The sequence below is a fragment of the Picosynechococcus sp. NKBG042902 genome, assembly GCF_963864045.1.
In the GTDB taxonomy this organism is placed as follows: domain Bacteria; phylum Cyanobacteriota; class Cyanobacteriia; order Cyanobacteriales; family MRBY01; genus MRBY01.
On record NZ_CAWLTV010000043.1, the window covers coordinates 1 to 17,038 of the forward strand.

At 45.7% G+C, this 17,038-nt stretch carries 22 protein-coding genes and 1 pseudogene; 8 read left to right on the forward strand and 15 right to left on the reverse strand.

From position 1 onward, the window contains the following. Window positions 1–547: 547 nt before the first annotated feature. The 3 genes from AACR41_RS01020 to AACR41_RS01030 form a co-directional block, all read right to left on the reverse strand. Entirely contained in the window at window positions 548–889 is a 342-nt protein-coding gene (locus AACR41_RS01020) for a HepT-like ribonuclease domain-containing protein (protein ID WP_030008170.1), read from the reverse strand. Then, the gene (locus AACR41_RS01025) at window positions 882–1,202 is read right to left on the reverse strand and encodes a nucleotidyltransferase family protein (RefSeq protein ID WP_030008171.1); all 321 of its coding nucleotides are present in this window, start codon (window positions 1,200–1,202) and stop codon (window positions 882–884) included. The genes AACR41_RS01020 and AACR41_RS01025 overlap by 8 nt, the downstream gene beginning before the upstream one ends. A 273-nt stretch (window positions 1,203–1,475) precedes the next feature. Beyond that, window positions 1,476–1,790 (reverse strand): Fic family protein, encoded by a 315-nt coding sequence (locus AACR41_RS01030; protein ID WP_030008172.1) that lies wholly within the window; start codon window positions 1,788–1,790, stop codon window positions 1,476–1,478. A gap of 844 nt (window positions 1,791–2,634) precedes the next feature. Between AACR41_RS01030 and AACR41_RS01035 the strand changes: the two genes are divergently transcribed. Genes AACR41_RS01035 through AACR41_RS01045 form a run of 3 tightly spaced genes read left to right on the forward strand, consistent with a single transcriptional unit; the run spans window position 2,635 to window position 4,571 of the window. After that, window positions 2,635–3,621, forward strand: a complete 987-nt coding sequence (locus AACR41_RS01035; RefSeq protein ID WP_030008174.1) for a ParM/StbA family protein — start codon at window positions 2,635–2,637, stop codon at window positions 3,619–3,621. A gap of 21 nt (window positions 3,622–3,642) precedes the next feature. Continuing rightward, window positions 3,643–4,017, forward strand: a complete 375-nt coding sequence (locus AACR41_RS01040) for a hypothetical protein (RefSeq protein WP_084150035.1) — start codon at window positions 3,643–3,645, stop codon at window positions 4,015–4,017. Between the two features lie 11 nt (window positions 4,018–4,028). Beyond that, the gene (locus AACR41_RS01045; protein ID WP_030008176.1) at window positions 4,029–4,571 is read left to right on the forward strand and encodes a hypothetical protein; all 543 of its coding nucleotides are present in this window, start codon (window positions 4,029–4,031) and stop codon (window positions 4,569–4,571) included. 127 nt (window positions 4,572–4,698) lie between these two features. Here AACR41_RS01045 and AACR41_RS01050 read toward each other — a convergent pair whose 3' ends face one another. The 4 genes from AACR41_RS01050 to AACR41_RS01065 form a co-directional block, all read right to left on the reverse strand. After that, window positions 4,699–5,256 (reverse strand): helix-turn-helix transcriptional regulator, encoded by a 558-nt coding sequence (locus AACR41_RS01050; protein WP_223209978.1) that lies wholly within the window; start codon window positions 5,254–5,256, stop codon window positions 4,699–4,701. 470 nt (window positions 5,257–5,726) lie between these two features. Further along, window positions 5,727–5,897 (reverse strand): hypothetical protein, encoded by a 171-nt coding sequence (locus AACR41_RS01055; protein WP_198158738.1) that lies wholly within the window; start codon window positions 5,895–5,897, stop codon window positions 5,727–5,729. A gap of 92 nt (window positions 5,898–5,989) precedes the next feature. Continuing rightward, on the reverse strand, window positions 5,990–6,235 hold the full coding sequence (locus AACR41_RS01060) for a hypothetical protein (protein WP_030008178.1): 246 nt from the start codon (window positions 6,233–6,235) through the stop codon (window positions 5,990–5,992). Beyond that, window positions 6,232–6,828, reverse strand: a complete 597-nt coding sequence (locus AACR41_RS01065; RefSeq protein WP_030008179.1) for a ParA family protein — start codon at window positions 6,826–6,828, stop codon at window positions 6,232–6,234. Before AACR41_RS01065 ends, AACR41_RS01060 begins: the two co-directional genes overlap by 4 nt. A gap of 222 nt (window positions 6,829–7,050) precedes the next feature. Between AACR41_RS01065 and AACR41_RS01070 the strand changes: the two genes are divergently transcribed. The 5 genes from AACR41_RS01070 to AACR41_RS01090 all read left to right on the forward strand — a co-directional run bounded on the left by AACR41_RS01070 (window position 7,051) and on the right by AACR41_RS01090 (window position 9,500). Next, window positions 7,051–7,416 (forward strand): hypothetical protein, encoded by a 366-nt coding sequence (locus AACR41_RS01070; RefSeq protein ID WP_030008180.1) that lies wholly within the window; start codon window positions 7,051–7,053, stop codon window positions 7,414–7,416. Window positions 7,417–7,517: 101 nt separating this feature from the next. After that, window positions 7,518–8,381 (forward strand): tyrosine-type recombinase/integrase, encoded by an 864-nt coding sequence (locus AACR41_RS01075; protein ID WP_030008181.1) that lies wholly within the window; start codon window positions 7,518–7,520, stop codon window positions 8,379–8,381. 212 nt (window positions 8,382–8,593) lie between these two features. Beyond that, a complete protein-coding gene (locus tag AACR41_RS01080; RefSeq protein WP_161768751.1) occupies window positions 8,594–8,851 on the forward strand; it encodes a hypothetical protein in 258 nt (85 codons plus the stop codon). Window positions 8,852–8,885: 34 nt separating this feature from the next. After that, window positions 8,886–9,104, forward strand: a complete 219-nt coding sequence (gene vapB / locus AACR41_RS01085; protein WP_030008182.1) for a type II toxin-antitoxin system VapB family antitoxin — start codon at window positions 8,886–8,888, stop codon at window positions 9,102–9,104. After that, window positions 9,105–9,500: a type II toxin-antitoxin system VapC family toxin gene (locus AACR41_RS01090; protein ID WP_030008183.1), complete on the forward strand. Its 396-nt coding sequence runs from the start codon at window positions 9,105–9,107 to the stop codon at window positions 9,498–9,500. It abuts the gene before it with no gap. Window positions 9,501–9,976: 476 nt separating this feature from the next. On the opposite strand, the gene AACR41_RS01095 is transcribed toward AACR41_RS01090, so the two are convergent. The 8 genes and pseudogenes from AACR41_RS01095 to AACR41_RS01130 all read right to left on the reverse strand — a co-directional run. Next, the gene (locus AACR41_RS01095; RefSeq protein WP_030008184.1) at window positions 9,977–11,083 is read right to left on the reverse strand and encodes a sensor protein KdpD; all 1,107 of its coding nucleotides are present in this window, start codon (window positions 11,081–11,083) and stop codon (window positions 9,977–9,979) included. A 61-nt stretch (window positions 11,084–11,144) separates the two neighbouring features. Further along, window positions 11,145–11,720, reverse strand: coding sequence for a K(+)-transporting ATPase subunit C (gene kdpC, locus AACR41_RS01100; RefSeq protein WP_030008185.1), 576 nt, complete (start codon window positions 11,718–11,720; stop codon window positions 11,145–11,147). A gap of 43 nt (window positions 11,721–11,763) precedes the next feature. Further along, the gene (locus AACR41_RS01105) at window positions 11,764–11,907 is read right to left on the reverse strand and encodes a hypothetical protein (RefSeq protein ID WP_156785490.1); all 144 of its coding nucleotides are present in this window, start codon (window positions 11,905–11,907) and stop codon (window positions 11,764–11,766) included. A 2-nt stretch (window positions 11,908–11,909) separates the two neighbouring features. Then, window positions 11,910–12,161 (reverse strand): potassium-transporting ATPase subunit F, encoded by a 252-nt coding sequence (locus tag AACR41_RS01110; RefSeq protein WP_030008186.1) that lies wholly within the window; start codon window positions 12,159–12,161, stop codon window positions 11,910–11,912. Window positions 12,162–12,207: 46 nt separating this feature from the next. Then, window positions 12,208–12,912 carry a response regulator gene (locus AACR41_RS01115; protein ID WP_339367617.1) on the reverse strand — a complete coding sequence of 235 codons (705 nt, stop codon included), beginning with the start codon at window positions 12,910–12,912 and terminating at the stop codon, window positions 12,208–12,210. A 106-nt stretch (window positions 12,913–13,018) separates the two neighbouring features. Beyond that, window positions 13,019–15,106 (reverse strand): potassium-transporting ATPase subunit KdpB, encoded by a 2,088-nt coding sequence (gene kdpB, locus AACR41_RS01120; protein WP_030008188.1) that lies wholly within the window; start codon window positions 15,104–15,106, stop codon window positions 13,019–13,021. A 64-nt stretch (window positions 15,107–15,170) separates the two neighbouring features. Then, a pseudogene (gene kdpA / locus AACR41_RS01125) lies at window positions 15,171–16,541 on the reverse strand (potassium-transporting ATPase subunit KdpA); the annotation flags it as partial. Next, window positions 16,542–17,038 (reverse strand): transposase (locus tag AACR41_RS01130; RefSeq protein WP_030008190.1); only part of this gene is annotated, 497 nt, incomplete at its 5' end.

Consider the following 17,038-nt stretch of genomic DNA (forward strand, 5'->3'; position numbering starts at 1 on the left):
ACAGCGTCGTTTCCCAGTGGGGTCACACTTGGGCTACTTTCCAACCACTAAATCCCGACCACGGGACTGAAACATCGAGTTTTTGCAGATTGCCATTAAGGAGCTGGACTTTCCAACCACTAAATCCCGATCACGGGACTGAAACTTGACCAATGGGGCTGAATTAGTCCTTGCCACTGAGCTTTCCAACCACTAAATCCCGACCACGGGACTGAAACCCGGACACTTCATCGGCGGAGATATCCGACCAAAAACTTTCCAACCACTAAATCCCGACCACGGGACTGAAACATATTTCTTAAAACTTGTTTCGTTTCTTTACCTTATTCTTCCTGGCCTCTACTATCTTTTGGAGTTACTGGGTTTACCGTGACTACATGGAACTCATTAAGGCATATAACGCCAATGAGTCTGAGGCTGAATTCCGCCATCGAATTAACGTAGGCTTTGATGGTACTTGGACATTGATGTCGATGATGACTATGGTTTACTGCATCGGGAAGTTGGAGGACAAAGGTTAAACTGTTTTCTGTTTTGCCTTGGTTAGTTATGCTTCTTTATCCCAGAGTTCCTGGATGCACTTTTGTAGTGGTTCCAGTTCATGCTGGATAGTGTGCCAAAGAATGTCTTCGTCCAAGTAAAAGTACGTGTGGGCAATAATGTTTCTCAGGCCAATGATGTTTCGCCATGGAATATGTGGATACTGATTTCGGATTTGTTCTGGGATTTTCTTGCTGGCTTCTCCAATGATTTGTAGGTTAAGGGTCACTGCATCAAAGATAAGTGAGTGCTTTAAGAATGCTTCTTTTTCCAGACCCTCACTATATTCCTGGATTTTGTCAATGCTTGTTAGAATATCATTGAGGTAAAGCTTAAGGCTCCTAGACATATTTAGCCTCATTCAATACTTGTTCACGAATGATTTCTTTTAAAGACTTTTTGGTTGCTAAGTCAACCGGTTTATTAAATAATTCTTCCAGGAAAAACTTTAAGTCCATGTACAAGCTAAGGGTTGTTTCATTTTGAAATTCAACAACAAAGTCTAAGTCACTGGTCGCTGTGGCTTGATTATGAGCAGTTGACCCAAATAATGCCAGAGTTTTAATACTAAATTTTTCAAAGAGATTGGGATAGTTCCTCAGCGTTTCAAGAACTTGTTCTGATGTTATTACTGAAGAACAGGCTGTCTGTTGTTGAGTCATAGTTAGAGTATGGGTAGTAGCGGATAAAATACAATTACGATTCATGAATGTTAAATTTTAATGCTCCTGGGAACTCAACTTTCCAACCACTAAATCCCGACTACGGGACTGAAACGTCCCACTGTTAGCGATCCATCCTTACAACTGGGTACACTTTTCAACCACTCGCATCTTGCACCAGGGGCAAAGAGATACGCTGCGTCTAGCGCCAGGAGTTCGATTGATGCTTGTAATTTCGTTGGAGGTGATGCTATTCCTGGCATAGCGACAAACTTACCCATCTACCTTTTTGTACTTTTGCTGGGGATGACGGGGATTATCCGGATATTTCATCACCACTAGCCCAGCCTGGATCGCGGGATAGAGATAGTTTTTGCGGAAGGTGGGTTTACGGGTGAGAGAAAAAGATTCCATTAGAGCATTAGTGCTCCAAAATTGGTCATCCATAATGGCAAGGAGTTGTTTTACTTGATCGCTTACTTGATCGGCTTGATCATTTACTTGATCGCCTGGGTTATTTTTTGTTGTTGATAGTGGACTGGAGGATGTCAGGTTTTGGCGCAGGGTTGTATTAATGATATCCAGCATAAAGCAAATGAATGGGGTGCTATTTGATCAGGCTTTCGCTGGGGAGGAGGTAAGAGGCGAATGGTCGAGTGCCCCGATCTACTGAGAGATAATACTGATCTGGTTAATGATTTGGGGGGTAATGGTGAAGGGCGGCTGATAGGACATTAGATGGCCTCGCTGGTGAACGACCCGATGCCCATGGCAAGGATATAGAATACGGGCCTCCTATTTCAATAGGCATTACGACTGAAACGAACAAAATATCTGTTTTGATTACTCACTTTTTTCAAAGTTGTATGGGCGATCGCCAACACATTCAAAAATTTCTGCCATTTTCCGACCCAAGGAAATCAGTTTCCGATAGCAGCGATTTTGCCTCCGCCAGAAAAAACCTCCGGAGGTGTATAAGGTGTGGGGAAATTTCCTTGGTTTGACTAGAGGATAAACGGCAGAGCGTGCTTCTGATTCCGTGGCTAGACAGTCAGAAGTTGATGGCGCTTTGCCCATGGCTAGGTGGCTTATTGCCTGTTGTTTGCTGGCAATTCTCAAGAAACCGGGATTATTCAACAACTATTGCGAATGAAATCTGTTTTGACCTATCCAGATGTTAGCAAAATACCACCCAACCCCCAGCGGATAACCAGCAATTAACCATCAGAGTAAACAGTAATACAAGTTTACTTTTCAGCCTAAGCATCAATAAGAGAAAATTCTCAGCAAAAATTCGCCCCCCCCGAACCAAGACCAGCCCAAGACAATCACAGCTTTTACAGACGAACCATTATGAAGTTGTGTAACAAATAAATCACTTCTATCCGTGCTGTTCAGGGCAATTCCTCTTCATCAGTAGGAGGAATAAATTATGTCTAAACTCAAAATTGTTATTAATCCCGGTAGTAGTGCCACGAAGGTAGCCTATTGCCTAGAGAATGCTTCTACCCAATGTTTTGTGATGTCCCCCTATTGCGCGGCAGTGCCCCCAGACTACCTACGCTCCTCTGGGTGGATGATGGGGTATACCCATGTGGAGAATGCTTGGGTATCCCATGGCGATGCCTGCTATCTTCTGGGTGCCGGTGCCAAGAAGTTTCAGGGTTCTGCGGTGCGCAACAATGACCTGAAATACATCAAGGCTCTGTACAAAATTCTGGGAGTCCTATCCCATATCCAAACTCAGCTTCAGGAATCACCAACCATAGACCTGGGGATTCTGCTGCCCTTGGACGAATATGTCACAAAAGACCACCTAGAGGAGAGTCTCGTTGCTGCCCAGGAGCGGTTTGAATGCTGTGGGCGATTACTTTCATTAGACATCAATGAAATCACCATCTGTCCAGAGGGAGCAGGACTCTTTCTCCAGGGATTACCAAGCAAAATTAATCCCCGGTCAGGACGGGTGGCAGTGTTGGTGATTGGCCATCGCAATGCCTCATGGCTGGTGACCGACAAAGGTTCTCCCCTAGTAGCGGAATCAGTGACCAATAACCTCGGCTTTCGTTGGCTTGTGCAAGAAATGCAGCGTCGCACAGGCCATAAAGATGAAATTACCCTGGCCGAAATGATTTTCACAGGTAAGCATCACGATAGAGCAGTGCACCAGGCCATGGAAAACTGCCTTCCCCTCTACTGGCAACAAATCCAGGACTTTCTGGCAGAACAAAAACCTGTGGACTATGTGGTGTGTGGTGGCGGCGCAGCACTCCTCCTGAAGCAGGAAATTACCAGTCATCTATCAGGAAAGGTGAGTTGGGCTAATCATCTGGTGCGGGGACTGGTGAAATCAGGCATCAAAGACCGGGTGATGGCTTGTCGTTTGGTGGATGGTTACGGACTTTTACACAGCCTATAAACAATAGAAGCAATGAAAAAAATGAGCAAACAACACTTTTTCCGCAGTGAGGCAAATAGTCCCCTGCGGCAGATCCTAGAAGACCTAAAACAGAGCGAGGGTCGGAGCCTGCAAAAAGAACTGGCAGATGCCCTTCTGATTTTGCATTATCCCCGCATCCTGCAAAAACAAGACGCTACACCAGAACAGATTCAGCGTCAGGCGGAACTATCAATCCGGCGACTATCCCAGGAAATCAACCAACTGACCGCCCTGATTAACAGTCTTTCTCCTTCATCCTTGGAAGACTCACAAGCACTGTCACGCTTGGAAAAATTCAGCAGAGACGGAGAAGAGATTGAGGCGGATGGGGCACCCTGTTTTAGCCCCAGATTATTTGCGAAGGACACCTTTTGAGGCATTGACCCATGAATAAACAAGACATCATCACCCAATACCAAACCTCAATGACCAAACTTAACCAAGTCTTGGGGGCTTTGGCCATTGATCTCAACACCGAGGAATTCACCCCAGCCCAGACAGCTTTACTGGAGCAAGTCTGGTATTTCGTGCGCCAGGAAAATAAAACCTACAAACAGGCGATCGCCTTGGTCACCCATCAACCAACACAAACAGTAGTGACACCAGAACTCAGCCATTTCCTGGAACGAGAATCAATGACCTTTGCCAACCAGGTCATAGAAGAGACCCCAGGCATCATTAAGGAACAACAGGCTGTCATACGTCGATATATCATCGACTCCTTCTGGAAACGAATAAATGAGATTGGGTGTTCCGAGGAATTTCAGCGAAGATTTGATGCCGCCCTGTATGGAGACAAAACTTTAGATGTTTCCGATATCTCCATACAGCCAGAAGAATCAGCACTGCTATTGAAGAGCTCCCCACACCTGACGCACCTCTGGAGGTTTTCTTCTGACGGAGGCAAAATCGCCGCTATCGGAGACTGATTTCCTTAGGTCGGAAAATTGAGAGGATTTTTGAATGTGTTGAAACTTTTGAGGGTAAGTTCAGCCAAAGCGGGCGGCGACCATAAGAAAAATTATTACGCCGAGGAGCCTTCTTTATAAATCGCTCTCAGGCGTGAATCGGATTCGTAAAAAAGGCTTGTAGTTGACCATAGATGATTAAGCCAGGGCCGCTACTTTTTGGTTTTTTAGACTGGCAATTCGAGTTGAATGTCATCACGTAAGCCGCGACTTCTATTAGTTCAGGTTCAATTTTTAACCCTTTAGCATCTCGTAACCAGATCAGAACTTCTGCAAGATGCCACAGGTCGCGTTTACCTTGGTATACAGGAATAGGGCCGTTTTCATCAGCCATTGTCAGGTGCTGTCTAATATTCTGGCGACTACATCCGAGAATAGCAGCAATATCTGAAGCCCCGACTAAATCTGGCCCAGCCTCAATCAGTACAGCTCCGGGAATAGCGCTCTCGATATCTTTAATTGCGGACTCAACAGCTAACTCTAAAGATTCAGATTCCCGACTAAAGTCAGCTCCTATAAACCCATTACGGCCAATACCAATCATTGCATCGTCACAGCCAGCCTCAAATAGTGCGTCTAAGTATTGCTCAGGGTTTGTATTGACACCAGGGAGCCTGAAAGATAGCTCAAAGTTATAGTATTTCATGGTTTTAGTCCTTTGTTCATTCCCTATTCTCATCACAACCATCAACCCATTTACGAATATTTCTGGCATGACCTTGAGGATTTTTCGGCGTAGACCAAATCAAATTAGCGCAAAACAGGCGATTGCGACAGCCCTTGTTTTCGGGGCATAGGAGTCTTCCCCAACAATGCCCGCCGCCTATTTCCACTCTCCAGCCGTTAGCTTCTGCGTACTCCAGCGCCGCTTCGATTTCTTTATTGGGATGTCGATTTCGATTCATGTCTTGATTCCAAGATAGGTGCTATTTTTTTACTTGTCAATCGACAAGTGAGCGGTTTTATCGAGCCACGCTATTTTCAGAGGTTACAGAAAAATTAGCTCAAGCCTATCAATGACTGAACTTAAGCAAACGCCTATTACTTCAACCCCTTTACCTCCATTTCGGACAGCAGAGTCAAAATGAAACAGCCTCTAACCCGGTCATTTAGCTTCTAGCAAGAGGCGATCGCCGCCGGGACATCATCGATAATTTCCTCTAAATCCTGCATCGCCCTGATGACTGTGGTGAGGTTGCCCACCGATGCCTTTTCCCACTGGTTTAAAAGGAAACGGCGGGATAGAGCCGCTTCGACTGCATCCTGCCTGAATAAAAGGAGATTCACCCAGCTCTTTGAACTACAATCCCAACGAAAAATCTGGGGTTTTATGGGGTCATTTCGTCAAAAGAAAAGCGACCATAGCATTAAATCTGGTTTTATGGTTTGCCAAACTTCTGGTTAAGAGCATCAATGATTACTTCTGTCATGGTGATGCCGTTTCGTTTAGCCTCTGCCGCCCAATGCTGCCGGAGAGACTTGGGAACCTTCACACAAAGATTCACCATTTTTTCGGTCTCGGTAGACTGATCGGATTGCTGATTATTTTGTTGGTCAGATATCTGGTTATCTGGTTTACTGGTTTGTTTTGCTCTGCCGATGATGTCTCCAAATTTGCCGCTCATTTTCTTAGTACCTCTATAATTTCTTTACCCAGTGCCTCAAAGTCATTCCAAGGGATTCTATCCCTACCAGACATCTGGTTTAGTGGTTTACCAGCTAAAGCCGCTTTTTGAAAAGCAGCACTACGGCGAATCAAGCTTTGAAAAGTAGGGACACCGTTTGCGATTAACTCATTACGCATCGTTTCCCCTTCCTTGCTAGGGTAGGGTGGCACAATGGTTAGTAACGCTCGATATTTTGCATCTCCCACATCATTGGCGATCGCCAGCATGGGTTCTAGGCTCACCACATCCGGGGTCGTTGGCAAGATGAGTAGGTCGCAACCCTTAGCCAATTCTTGAAGGTCATCACTATTTGGGCGTGCTGGAGTATCAATCACGGCAAAGTCATGGCCCGTAATTAAGCGCATCGCCTGTCTTTCATCAGCAACTGTAAAAGGCATCTCTCCCCGCTGGCTCCAATTCAAAGCCGTTCGGTTCGGGTCGCCATCAATCAATATGGTTTTCTGGTTTCGGGCAAGGTAGGCAGCGATATGAATTGCGCTTGTTGATTTGCCTACTCCGCCTTTGTATCCAGTAACAGTAATAATCTGCATTTCTGGTTATCTGGTTTTAAAGACAATTTGATTGTACGTGATTTATAAAAAAATATGCCAAAACCATAAATCTGGCATTCTGTAAATCTGGTTTACTGGTATTCTGTAAACATTAGATCATCAGCAAAATGTAATGTTGTCTCAAAGCTACAGACAAGACACCGTAAAGGATCTAACCTTTTGAGTACTGCATTTTTAGTTCCGTGAGCTGACTGCCGAAAAATGCCTCAAATCTTAGATATTTTAATTAGCGGTGCGTTTCTTTTTGGCGGGATTTACTTCGGCGTTATATTTATCGCATACTGGCATGACGCTTTCACTCGTTATCTCAATCCACAACCAATAATCACTAAATCATCACCAGAGACAATTGTTCCTAATCTAGAGGAAGCAGAAATCGTTAGAGAGATCCGAAAATATATTCACTCACCTTCTCTGCAAAAAATAGTACAGAAATATCTAGGTAAGGAAGTAAGCAATGCAACGCAGGCAGAACTGTTCATGGTATGGGCCAAGATTGAAGATAGATGGGGAGATGAATTTTTCACTCAAATTCGACAAAAAACAGAGCAATATCACAACGACTAATCGCAAGTCCTAAATCATGACAAAAAAACTGGCTCATTTTAAAAACGCATGAAAGTAACTAAATTTTGGTTTTGTTACTTTCACTTACCCAACAAAAACCCATGACACTCGCTCCCCTTTCCCGACCGAAACCACCGAAGCTCACCACCGCTACCACTGATTCAGAAATTCTCCAGCGTTGGGCTACTCAAAAGTCACCCGCTACCCAGAAAACTTATTTCTATATCGTCCGGGGATTCATGGGGGCGATCGCCAAACCATTAAACCAAGTCACCCTTGATGATTTGCTGGACTGGCTCGATTCGCTGGAGGAGCAATCCCAAAATACGAAACGGAATAAGATTGCCGTCATTCGTTCATTGTTTGGGTTCTGCCATGCCACGGGCTATATTCAACTGAATCCTGCCAAACTGCTCAAACAACCGAAGGAAAATGACTGTCGGGTAGCGAGAATTGTCAGCAAGCCCAAGGTTAAGGCCATGGCCATAAATGCTGATACGCTACGGAATGAACTGATCATCAAGACTCTGTACCTGTTGGGGGTTCGGGTGAGTGAGTTGATTAATATCCGCTGGGATGACTTCATCCAAACTGACGACGGGCTGAAATTAAAGGTGATGGGGAAAGGTGACAAGGTGCGGTTTATCGTGGTTCCCACTGGTTTATGGGACGAACTGGAAGCCCTACGGAATGATTCTGCTTATGTTTTCAGCAGTCGCAAGGGAAACAATGGAGGCAAGCTTTCACGGGTTCAGGTTTACCGGGTTATCAGGGCTATGGGCGATCGCGTTGGGGTTAAGGTTTCCCCCCACTATCTCCGCCATAGTCACGCGACACACTCCCTTAAGAACGGGTGCGATTTGCATTTACTCAGTGAATCCCTTGGGCATGGCAACATTGCAATCACTTCCAGATACCTCCACACAACCGGGAACGATGGTAGTGCTAATTATTTGAGTCTGTGAGGCGATCGCCTTTGTCGGTTTAAAATTTGTCTAAGAGTATGACAAAAAAGTAAACGGGTATGCCTAAACGGACAAAACAGGCAAAAAATTATAACCATTTGGAGGATCACGCCTCCCGGAAGTGTCAAGAATTTTGCAGCAATCGCCAGTCCTGAGAATTTCCGGGAACCGCCCCATAAACCTTAGGCAAATCCCAAAGTATTGCCGCCGCCATGGTCAAAGCCAGTGAACTCGATGAAAACAGCGAAGAAACTCTACCTAAAACCCGTCTCCCTTATCTTCGATTCCGAGAATGGCACAATCCCAGAGGCAACCGTTTACCGAACTACCCAAGAAGCCTATGCAAAAAACTATGCCTACCATTCGTGATTGGCTTTGGCACTACCGCTAATGCCCGTCAATTCGTTGAAAACTGCCAAGACATCACGGGGATTCCCGCCACCTATATCCAAGCCACACCGGATTTATAGAAGACTGAATCTATTTAATGGAAAGTATTTAGCCATGAACCCTTCAATTCTTGAAAAATATAATGCCTTACCTCCAGGAATAAAAAAGCAAGTCGAAGACTTTATCGAGTTCCTTGCTCAAAAGTATCTCAAAAATTCTCAGCCACCAGTTAACCAAACAGAGAAAAAGTACGGTTATGGTAGTTTAGCCGGAAAATTGGTGGTTCCCGACGATTTTGACGAACCCCTAGAAGAGTTGGCGGAGTATATGTAAATGTACCTGCTTGATACCCATATTTTGCTCTGGTATTTAGCCGCCGATAAAAGGCTAAGTCCTGAGATTAAAGTGATTCTCGATCAGAGAGAAAATCTAAATTTAAGTATCGCTAGTCTCTGGGAAATAGCGATTAAGTTCAATATTGGTAAACTGCCAGCAGACTCCAATTATCACGACATTTTAGAGCAAATAGATTTTCTGAGGGTCAATACTTTAAATCTGAGTCGAGATGATCTAATTCAATATCGGAACCTACCCCTAAACCGTGACCACCGCGATCCCTTTGATCGAATTCTCATTGCCCAAGCAATTAATCATTCCCTAACTTTGGTAACTGCTGACTCCAAATTTAGAACCTATGACCTCGAAGATTTAAAGCTCTATTCCGGATGAAACTCCCTCAATCAGGGTATCGGCTCTACTGGTCTATTTCTATTTTTTCGTACCTTACGATCTCGTTACTGATTTATTGATTTTGACCGCTTGCACAAAATAATTTACATACCCGTACTTTCGCGCTACCCTAATTCCTACATTCCGCAGGTTAAAAAAATTGGAAAACGGATCCTGGAGGCAAGGTCATGGTTATTGATCTTCTTCATTTTTTTGAGCATCAAAATCATTAGAAGCAGTAGAGGTTATGCGATCGCCCCCGTCCGTCCCCGGAATTCAAATTTATCTTGTCCCTTATCTTGGACTCTCATAAAAACATAAAAAAACGCCGCCTTTGGGGGGAGATGCTTGAATTTTCGAGCAATCTTTACGGCTTTGCTTTCATCAGGATATCTTCTGAATAGAGGATTGAGACGATACTTTTTATAATCGATGCTTGCTGTTTAAGTGCGTTCTCTTGTCCAGTTAGTTGAATTTTAATTATTGGCAATGATATGTATATCAACTTGGGGTAATGCTCTCATTAGCTGCTGTACAATAGAGCCTTTGAATAATAATTGAAATCGGGAGCGATGAGTTTCCCCTAAAACAATTTGAGTAATACGTTCTTGGGTTGCGATTTTGACGATTGTGGTAACAATATTCGGTGATTCTATCCTTAATAATTCCCCTGTAAATTCTTGACATAATCGTTTGCATGTCTCGATATGTAATGCTTCTGATTTTGATAAAAATTTACCCGCAGGTGCTACAAATAACACAAACAATTGTCCATTCATATGATTGGCAATTCGAGCGCCCCGGCGTAAAAGCTGAATAGAATTTGGGTAAGTTGAAATACATACTAAAACCCGTTCTCGAATATTGTAATGGAGATTTTTAGTTTCAGAAATGGATTCTTCTTCAATGTTATCGGCAATTTCACGTAGCGCTAATTCTCTTAAAGCAATTAAATTACTGCGACGAAAAAAATTTTGTAGAGCTTGATCAATTTTTTCAGGCGCATAAATTTTTCCTTCCTGAAGTCGTTCTTGTAATGTTTCTGGGGTTACATCAACTACAACAATTTCATCAGCATCATCAATGATTCGGTCGGGAATGCGTTCTCTTACTACAACCCCAGAAATGCGATATACGAGATCATTTAAGCTTTCTAGATGCTGAATATTAACCGTTGAATAGACATCGATTCCGGCATTTAGAATTTTTTCAACATCTTGATAACGTTTTTCTTGTTTAGAGCCGGGTATATTCGTGTGGGCTAGTTCATCTATCAGGACTAACTGGGGCGATCGCCTTAAGATTTCCTCGGTATCCATTTCTTGCAATAAAACATTTCGACAATAAACTTGTTTACGAGGAATTAGCTCTAAGCCTTCTGCTTTCAGGGTTGTTTCCTCCCGCCCATGGGCTTCTAATAAGCCAATAACCACATCAACACCATCTTGCTTAAGGGCATGTCCTTCTTCGAGCATTCGGTATGTTTTACCAACTCCAGGGGCCATGCCAATAAAAATTTTGTGTTTGCCTCGACGGGGGAGTATTTGGTAGTTAGTAGCGGCGATCGCAGTAGGATTGTACATCTAAAAGAGCAAGAGGATAGTCAGAGAATATACAGGCTAGAAAGTTCCTGTTTTCAAAGCTTTAGAGCTGATCAAGGGCCAAATTAAGGGTGACTGTGTTGACAGCAGGTTCACCAAAAATTCCTAAGAATTGTCCTTCGGTATTCTGTTCAATTAAGATTTCTAAGTCATCAGGGGAAAGATTACGAGCGGCGGCAATCCGGTCGATTTGAGCGATCGCACTAGTAGGAGAAATGTGGTGGGGGTCGAGGCCAGAGCCAGAACTGTAGAGCAGGTCAGCAGTCGGCTCAAGATCGGCAGCCCGCAGGATTTCGGCTCTTTCCTTAACCAATGCCAACAGGTCAGGATTACTGGGAGCTAGGTTCGTCGCTCCGGATAGTCCGGTAGGGGCGGCATCTTCGCCGATACTGTAATTGACTGCGCTAGGGCGACCCCAGAAATAGTCTTCGCTATTAAAGGCTTGACCGATGAGGCTAGAGCCAATGACTTGCCCTTGGTTATTCACAATTAGACTGCCGTTGGCTTGGATTGGAAAAAGGCCCTGACCGATCATGAAAATCAGCAAAGGGTAAATCAAAGCAGTAAGTAACCAAAGAAAGACTGTAGTACGAATGCTGGTGGCAATCTCTTGAATCATGATTTTTAAGGGGATTGAGGTTGATAAAGAAAGGGTTGGAAAGTTAATCAGCAGAATTTTTGTTTTTTTCGGGATGTCGGCGACGGTGGCGATCGCGAATTCTGTCTAGTTCTGCTTGGCGGATTTGGCGATTCATTCGAGCGAGTCGAATCTGTTCGCGGATCTGATTAATGAGTCTTTTTAGCATGATCAAAATTTCTCCGGTTTCAGAATAACGGTAGTGAGATAGGCGGCAAGACCAATGACCACCAGACCGAGAAGACCGAGGGCGTAGGCATTCCCCCGACTGAGGCTACCAGTTGCGGCATAGAGGGCAGGGGCGATCGCCAAGTTTAAGCACAGAGCCATAAACAGCCCCAAAGCAAACCGGGTGCGGCGTTGTAGTAGGTGCTCTAGCCAGTCATTACAAATTTCAAAGGGGCGTAGGGTAAATCTATTCATCAGCAGATCTCCAAGTGTATTTTTAGGAGTGGTGGAACGGTTATCGCTAAAGGACATCGTCAAAACGAGGACGAGCCTTCAAATTAGTGGTGGCGCGCTCTAGGTTCATGTCAGCAGGTTGATAGGTCGGATCGAGTCCCAAGGCAGCTCGGTAAAGTTTGAGGGCTTCTAGGCGATCGCCCAAATATTCAGTAATCAAACCCAATAAAGTAAGAGACTCTGGCCGTTCCGGAGCCTGCTTCATCGCTTCACCAATAAGCTTGCGGGCTTGGTCAAAGTCTTTTTGTCGAGCACACTGGCGGGCTAGTTCGATCAGCTCATTAAAGTCATCTGTGAGTACTCCAGCAGCAGGAGAACGATTCAAGGCTTCAGCAACGACGGTGCGAATATGATCAGGCTCAAAGGGACGTTGGAAATAATCATGGGGTTCATGAATGAAATCCACCGCCCCCTGTTTCATAGCATCAACAGCCTCTTCCAAGCTGCAATGGTCACAAATCATCACCACGCGGATGCTGGGATAAAGCGAGAGTAGTTTTCCTAAGCACCCGCCTTCAACTTGTTGAGCAATGGCGAAATCTAAAATTACTAGATCAATAGCCTGATGTTGTAACTGCTCAAAAGCAGCTTCCCAATTCGCTGCCCCACAAATGCGGTAGCCTTCCGGTTGCAGAAAATTCGTCAATATTAGTCGGGTTGCTTTCTCGTGGTAAACGATCAAAATAGTCGCCGAGGTCATAGCACTTTCCATCGGGGTAAGCTCCGCTGAAGATATTTCAGATTTACTAGACGCTTGAACATTCGAAGATTCGGACATTAACGGTATATGAAGAAAAAAGACCATGATGTAGAGCCCTTTAGGCCAAACCAACTCTGCCAACAACAACATCGATAAGCTTGATGGCGATAAAGGGCGCGATGACTCCACCCAGACCAAAAATCAGCATGTTGCGCTGCAGTAGTTGGTTAGCTGTCAAAGGACGAAACTTCACTCCTTTTAAAGCCAAAGGAATCAGAGCTGGAATAATTAGAGCGTTGTAGATGAGAGCAGACAGAACAGCCGATTGAGGGCTATTCAGCCCCATAATGTTGAGGGCGCCGATGCCCGCCGCTGCAAACATCGCTGGGATAATGGCAAAGTATTTAGCAATATCATTGGCAATGGAAAAAGTGGTCAACGCGCCGCGCGTAATCAGCAATTGCTTACCAATCGTGACTAGGTCAATTAGCTTGGTGGGGTCAGAGTCAAGATCGACCATGTTTGCGGCTTCTTTAGCAGCTTGGGTGCCGGAATTCATTGCCAAACCAACGTTTGCTTGGGCTAAAGCTGGGGCATCGTTGGTGCCATCCCCTGTCATGGCCACCAGTTTGCCTTGTGCCTGTTCCGCCTGAATGACCTGAATTTTATCCTCAGGGGTAGCCTCAGCAACAAAGTCATCGACACCAGCTTCACGGGCAATCACTTCAGCGGTAATACGGTTATCCCCTGTCAACATGACGGTACGAACTCCCATCCGTCGCAGTTGGTCAAACCGTTCATGAATGCCGGATTTGATGATGTCTTTTAGGTAAATTACCCCATAAATTTCATCATCTTGACAGAGGGCAAGGGGTGTACCACCTAAGCGAGAAACCCTCTCAAAAGCTTGATCTAGAGTTTCAGGGACTGTACCACCACGGGATCTTACAAAGCCGCGAATTGCATCCACCGCTCCTTTGCGAATTTCGCCACCATCGGTTAAATTTATGCCGCTCATGCGGGTACGGGCAGAGAAGTCTACTGCTTCCGCCGCATCTTTGTCGAAAGCGATCGCGGCTCCTTGCTGCTGCGCTAATCGCACAATGGACTTTCCTTCAGGGGTGGTGTCAAAGATACTGGCAGCCAGCGCCACCGCTGCGACTTTCTCTAAACTATGACCATTCAAAGGAATAAATTCCTCGGCCAGACGATTACCTAGGGTAATGGTGCCAGTTTTATCTAACACCAGAGTATTGATGTCGCCGCAGGCTTCCACCGCTCGACCAGAAGTCGCCACGACATTAAACTGTGCGACGCGGTCCATCCCGGCAATGCCGATCGCGCTCAGTAGTCCACCAATCGTAGTGGGAATCAACGCCACCAGCAGCGCGATCAAAATGGCTACGCTGACGGGACTGCCAATATAGGCGGCTGGAGTCGGTAGAGTGGCGACGACAATTAAAAATACCAGGGTCAGCACCGCTAGTAGTACCGTCAGGGCAATTTCGTTTGGGGTTTTACTGCGTTCGGCTCCTTCGACTAAGGCAATCATGCGATCAATGAAGCCTTTACCTGGGTCGGCGGTTACTTGAATGATCAGCTCATCGGAAATAATTTTGGTGCCACCCGTGACGGAACTGGCTACCTCTGAACCTGCTTCTTTTAACACTGGAGCAGATTCCCCAGTAATTGCTGATTCATCCACGGAGGCAACGCCGTCGAGCACTTCGCCATCGGCGGGGATAATATCGCCTGCGATGACTTTGATGCGATCGCCCCGGCTCAAACTGGCGGAATAAACCTCCTCAATGGAGCCATTAGCTAAAATTTTGCGAGCAGTTGTCTCTGACTTCGTAGAGCGCAGCGCATCCGCCTGAGCCTTACCACGACCTTCGGCCACTGCTTCAGCGAAGTTAGCAAAAACAACTGTAAAGAACAGGATGATGGCAATTAAACCATTAAACAAAACTGAGTTGTCCGGCACAGGGCCAAAGAGATTTGGGTTGAAAGTCAGCAAAATCGTGATGATCGTGCCCACCCACACCACAAACATGACAGGGTTTTTGATCATCACCCGTGGATCAAGTTTGTAAAACGCTTCTTTAAATGCCCGCTGGTAAAGACCTGACATATCGACTTTCGGGGTGTGTCGTCGCCCCTCGCGGGGTCCACCGGGTTGATGGCGGGGTTGTGTGGAACTGGTCATGGCTAGTAATGAGTTAAAAAACTAAAGATTAACGGTGTTCAGCGAATCAATTGCTCGTTAAGGGTTAGAGCCCAGCCGTAACTTCAGCGGCGGCTTTGGCGATCGCAAACCCTTCCGCAATCGGTCCCAATGCCAGCACCGGCAAGAAAGTTAATGCTCCAAGAATGAGGATGGTGCCTGCGGTCACGCCCGTGAATAAAAAGCTGTCAGTGTAAAGAGTGCCGGCTGTTTCTGGGACTGATTGTTTCTGGGCCATGCTGTCGGCCAGATAAATCAGGGCAATGATGGGCACATAACGACCAACGATTAACGAAAAGCTCGTGCTCAGATTCCACCAGAGAGTGTTATCTCCCAAGCCTTCAAAGCCGGAACCATTATTCGCAGCAGCAGAAGCATACTCATAAATCACTTGGGAAACGCCATGAAAGCCAGGGTTACTGATGCCTGCCAAAGCTTCAGGAAAAGCCAGGGTAACCGCGCCGGGAATCAAAATGGCGATCGGGTGAGCCAGTAGGATGATGCTAGAAAGGACAATTTCCCGTTTCTCGATTTTGCGGCTGAGAAATTCTGGGGTGCGTCCAACCATTAACCCGGTCAGGAAAACAGTCAAAATCAAGAAAACGAATAGGTAGGCGGTACCTGTACCCTGTCCCCCCCAAATAATTTGCAGAAATATATCCGAGAGGGTGGCAAACCCACCAGGGGGCATCAAAGAGTCATGCATCCCGTTGACCGCCCCACACATAGTTCCGGTCGTAGACACTGCCCAGAGTGCAGTAAGTGCCCAGCCAAAGCGTACTTCTTTACCTTCTAAGTTGGGAACTTGTTCACCCAGAATGTTGTTCACCAGCGGATTACCGACATACTCACCGTAAGCAGTGATGCCCACCATAAGAACATAAAAGATAAAGACCATGCCAAAAATCAGCCAGCCCTGACGGGGTTTAAGCGCCATAATGCCGTAGGTCAAAATCAGTCCTGCTGGAATGATCAGCATGATAATGTTAGTAAATAGATTTACGAAGTTATTGGGATTTTCGTAGGGGTGGGCCGAGTTGATCCCAAAAAAGCCGCCGCCATTTTCACCTAATTCTTTAATGATTTCAAAGTGGGCGACGGGGCCCCGGGCAATGTATTGAGTTGCACCTTCTAAGGTTTGGGCAACGGCTGGCCCGGCGAATGTCTCCGGTACACCAGCAATTACTAGGACGATCGCCCCCACAATCGAAATCGGCAGTAAAATCCGTGTGATTGATAAAGTCAAATCAACATAAAAATTACCGAGGGCATTTCCCGTCAAACCCCGAATAAAGGCGATCGCCACTGCAATCCCCGTTGCTGCTGAGGTAAACATTAAAAAACCCAGTGCCCCTACCTGGGAAAAGTAGCTGTAGGTGGTTTCACCGGAGTAATGTTGCTGATTTGTATTGGTGACCTAAGTACAGGACAAAAGTTGTATGAGGTGAAACTCTGGCTCAAGTAGAGATTGGGGAGAAGCGGTAAAAAAGCGACGCAATAAGTCAAAGCCATAGCGAAACAAACTCCGAGCTCGACGGCCATGGGCCTTGATGATACGAATCGGCTTTTGGATATGTCGCCATAAACCCGCTTTCATCGCCCAAACAAAGCCAATGGCCAACAGAGCCAGCAGCTTCGACAAACGCACCTTATCGGTAAAATGGGTCGATTCCAAGCAAAAGCCACGGGTCTTAAGAGCTCCAAACAGGGTTTCAATTCCCCAGCGACGACGGTAATCTGCTAAAGCATTTTGAGGGTCATGGGTGGTGATGATAATCAGAAACTCATCCTCATTGTTACTAGCTCTTCGTTTCGAGTCGAGACGAGTGCCCATGACATAGACTTGACGACTCCACCTCCACCATTTTCCTGGCAGCATTCTTGTCTCACCTGTTTCGCTCCTTATCTTTTCTA

What these genes read in the sequence shown, in the direction of transcription:
- AACR41_RS01020 (WP_030008170.1), bottom strand. Translation starts at nt 889, where the DNA reads ATGTCTAGGAGCCTTAAGCTTTACCTCAATGATATTCTAACAAGCATT.
- AACR41_RS01025 (WP_030008171.1), bottom strand. Translation starts at nt 1,202, where the DNA reads ATGACTCAACAACAGACAGCCTGTTCTTCAGTAATAACATCAGAACAA.
- AACR41_RS01030 (WP_030008172.1), bottom strand. Translation starts at nt 1,790, where the DNA reads ATGCTGGATATCATTAATACAACCCTGCGCCAAAACCTGACATCCTCC.
- AACR41_RS01035 (WP_030008174.1), top strand. Translation starts at nt 2,635, where the DNA reads ATGTCTAAACTCAAAATTGTTATTAATCCCGGTAGTAGTGCCACGAAG.
- AACR41_RS01040 (WP_084150035.1), top strand. Translation starts at nt 3,643, where the DNA reads ATGAGCAAACAACACTTTTTCCGCAGTGAGGCAAATAGTCCCCTGCGG.
- AACR41_RS01045 (WP_030008176.1), top strand. Translation starts at nt 4,029, where the DNA reads ATGAATAAACAAGACATCATCACCCAATACCAAACCTCAATGACCAAA.
- AACR41_RS01050 (WP_223209978.1), bottom strand. Translation starts at nt 5,256, where the DNA reads ATGAAATACTATAACTTTGAGCTATCTTTCAGGCTCCCTGGTGTCAAT.
- AACR41_RS01060 (WP_030008178.1), bottom strand. Translation starts at nt 6,235, where the DNA reads ATGAGCGGCAAATTTGGAGACATCATCGGCAGAGCAAAACAAACCAGT.
- AACR41_RS01065 (WP_030008179.1), bottom strand. Translation starts at nt 6,828, where the DNA reads ATGCAGATTATTACTGTTACTGGATACAAAGGCGGAGTAGGCAAATCA.
- AACR41_RS01070 (WP_030008180.1), top strand. Translation starts at nt 7,051, where the DNA reads ATGCCTCAAATCTTAGATATTTTAATTAGCGGTGCGTTTCTTTTTGGC.
- AACR41_RS01075 (WP_030008181.1), top strand. Translation starts at nt 7,518, where the DNA reads ATGACACTCGCTCCCCTTTCCCGACCGAAACCACCGAAGCTCACCACC.
- AACR41_RS01080 (WP_161768751.1), top strand. Translation starts at nt 8,594, where the DNA reads ATGGTCAAAGCCAGTGAACTCGATGAAAACAGCGAAGAAACTCTACCT.
- vapB (WP_030008182.1), top strand. Translation starts at nt 8,886, where the DNA reads ATGAACCCTTCAATTCTTGAAAAATATAATGCCTTACCTCCAGGAATA.
- AACR41_RS01090 (WP_030008183.1), top strand. Translation starts at nt 9,105, where the DNA reads ATGTACCTGCTTGATACCCATATTTTGCTCTGGTATTTAGCCGCCGAT.
- AACR41_RS01095 (WP_030008184.1), bottom strand. Translation starts at nt 11,083, where the DNA reads ATGTACAATCCTACTGCGATCGCCGCTACTAACTACCAAATACTCCCC.
- kdpC (WP_030008185.1), bottom strand. Translation starts at nt 11,720, where the DNA reads ATGATTCAAGAGATTGCCACCAGCATTCGTACTACAGTCTTTCTTTGG.
- AACR41_RS01105 (WP_156785490.1), bottom strand. Translation starts at nt 11,907, where the DNA reads ATGCTAAAAAGACTCATTAATCAGATCCGCGAACAGATTCGACTCGCT.
- AACR41_RS01110 (WP_030008186.1), bottom strand. Translation starts at nt 12,161, where the DNA reads ATGAATAGATTTACCCTACGCCCCTTTGAAATTTGTAATGACTGGCTA.
- AACR41_RS01115 (WP_339367617.1), bottom strand. Translation starts at nt 12,912, where the DNA reads ATGGAAAGTGCTATGACCTCGGCGACTATTTTGATCGTTTACCACGAG.
- kdpB (WP_030008188.1), bottom strand. Translation starts at nt 15,106, where the DNA reads ATGACCAGTTCCACACAACCCCGCCATCAACCCGGTGGACCCCGCGAG.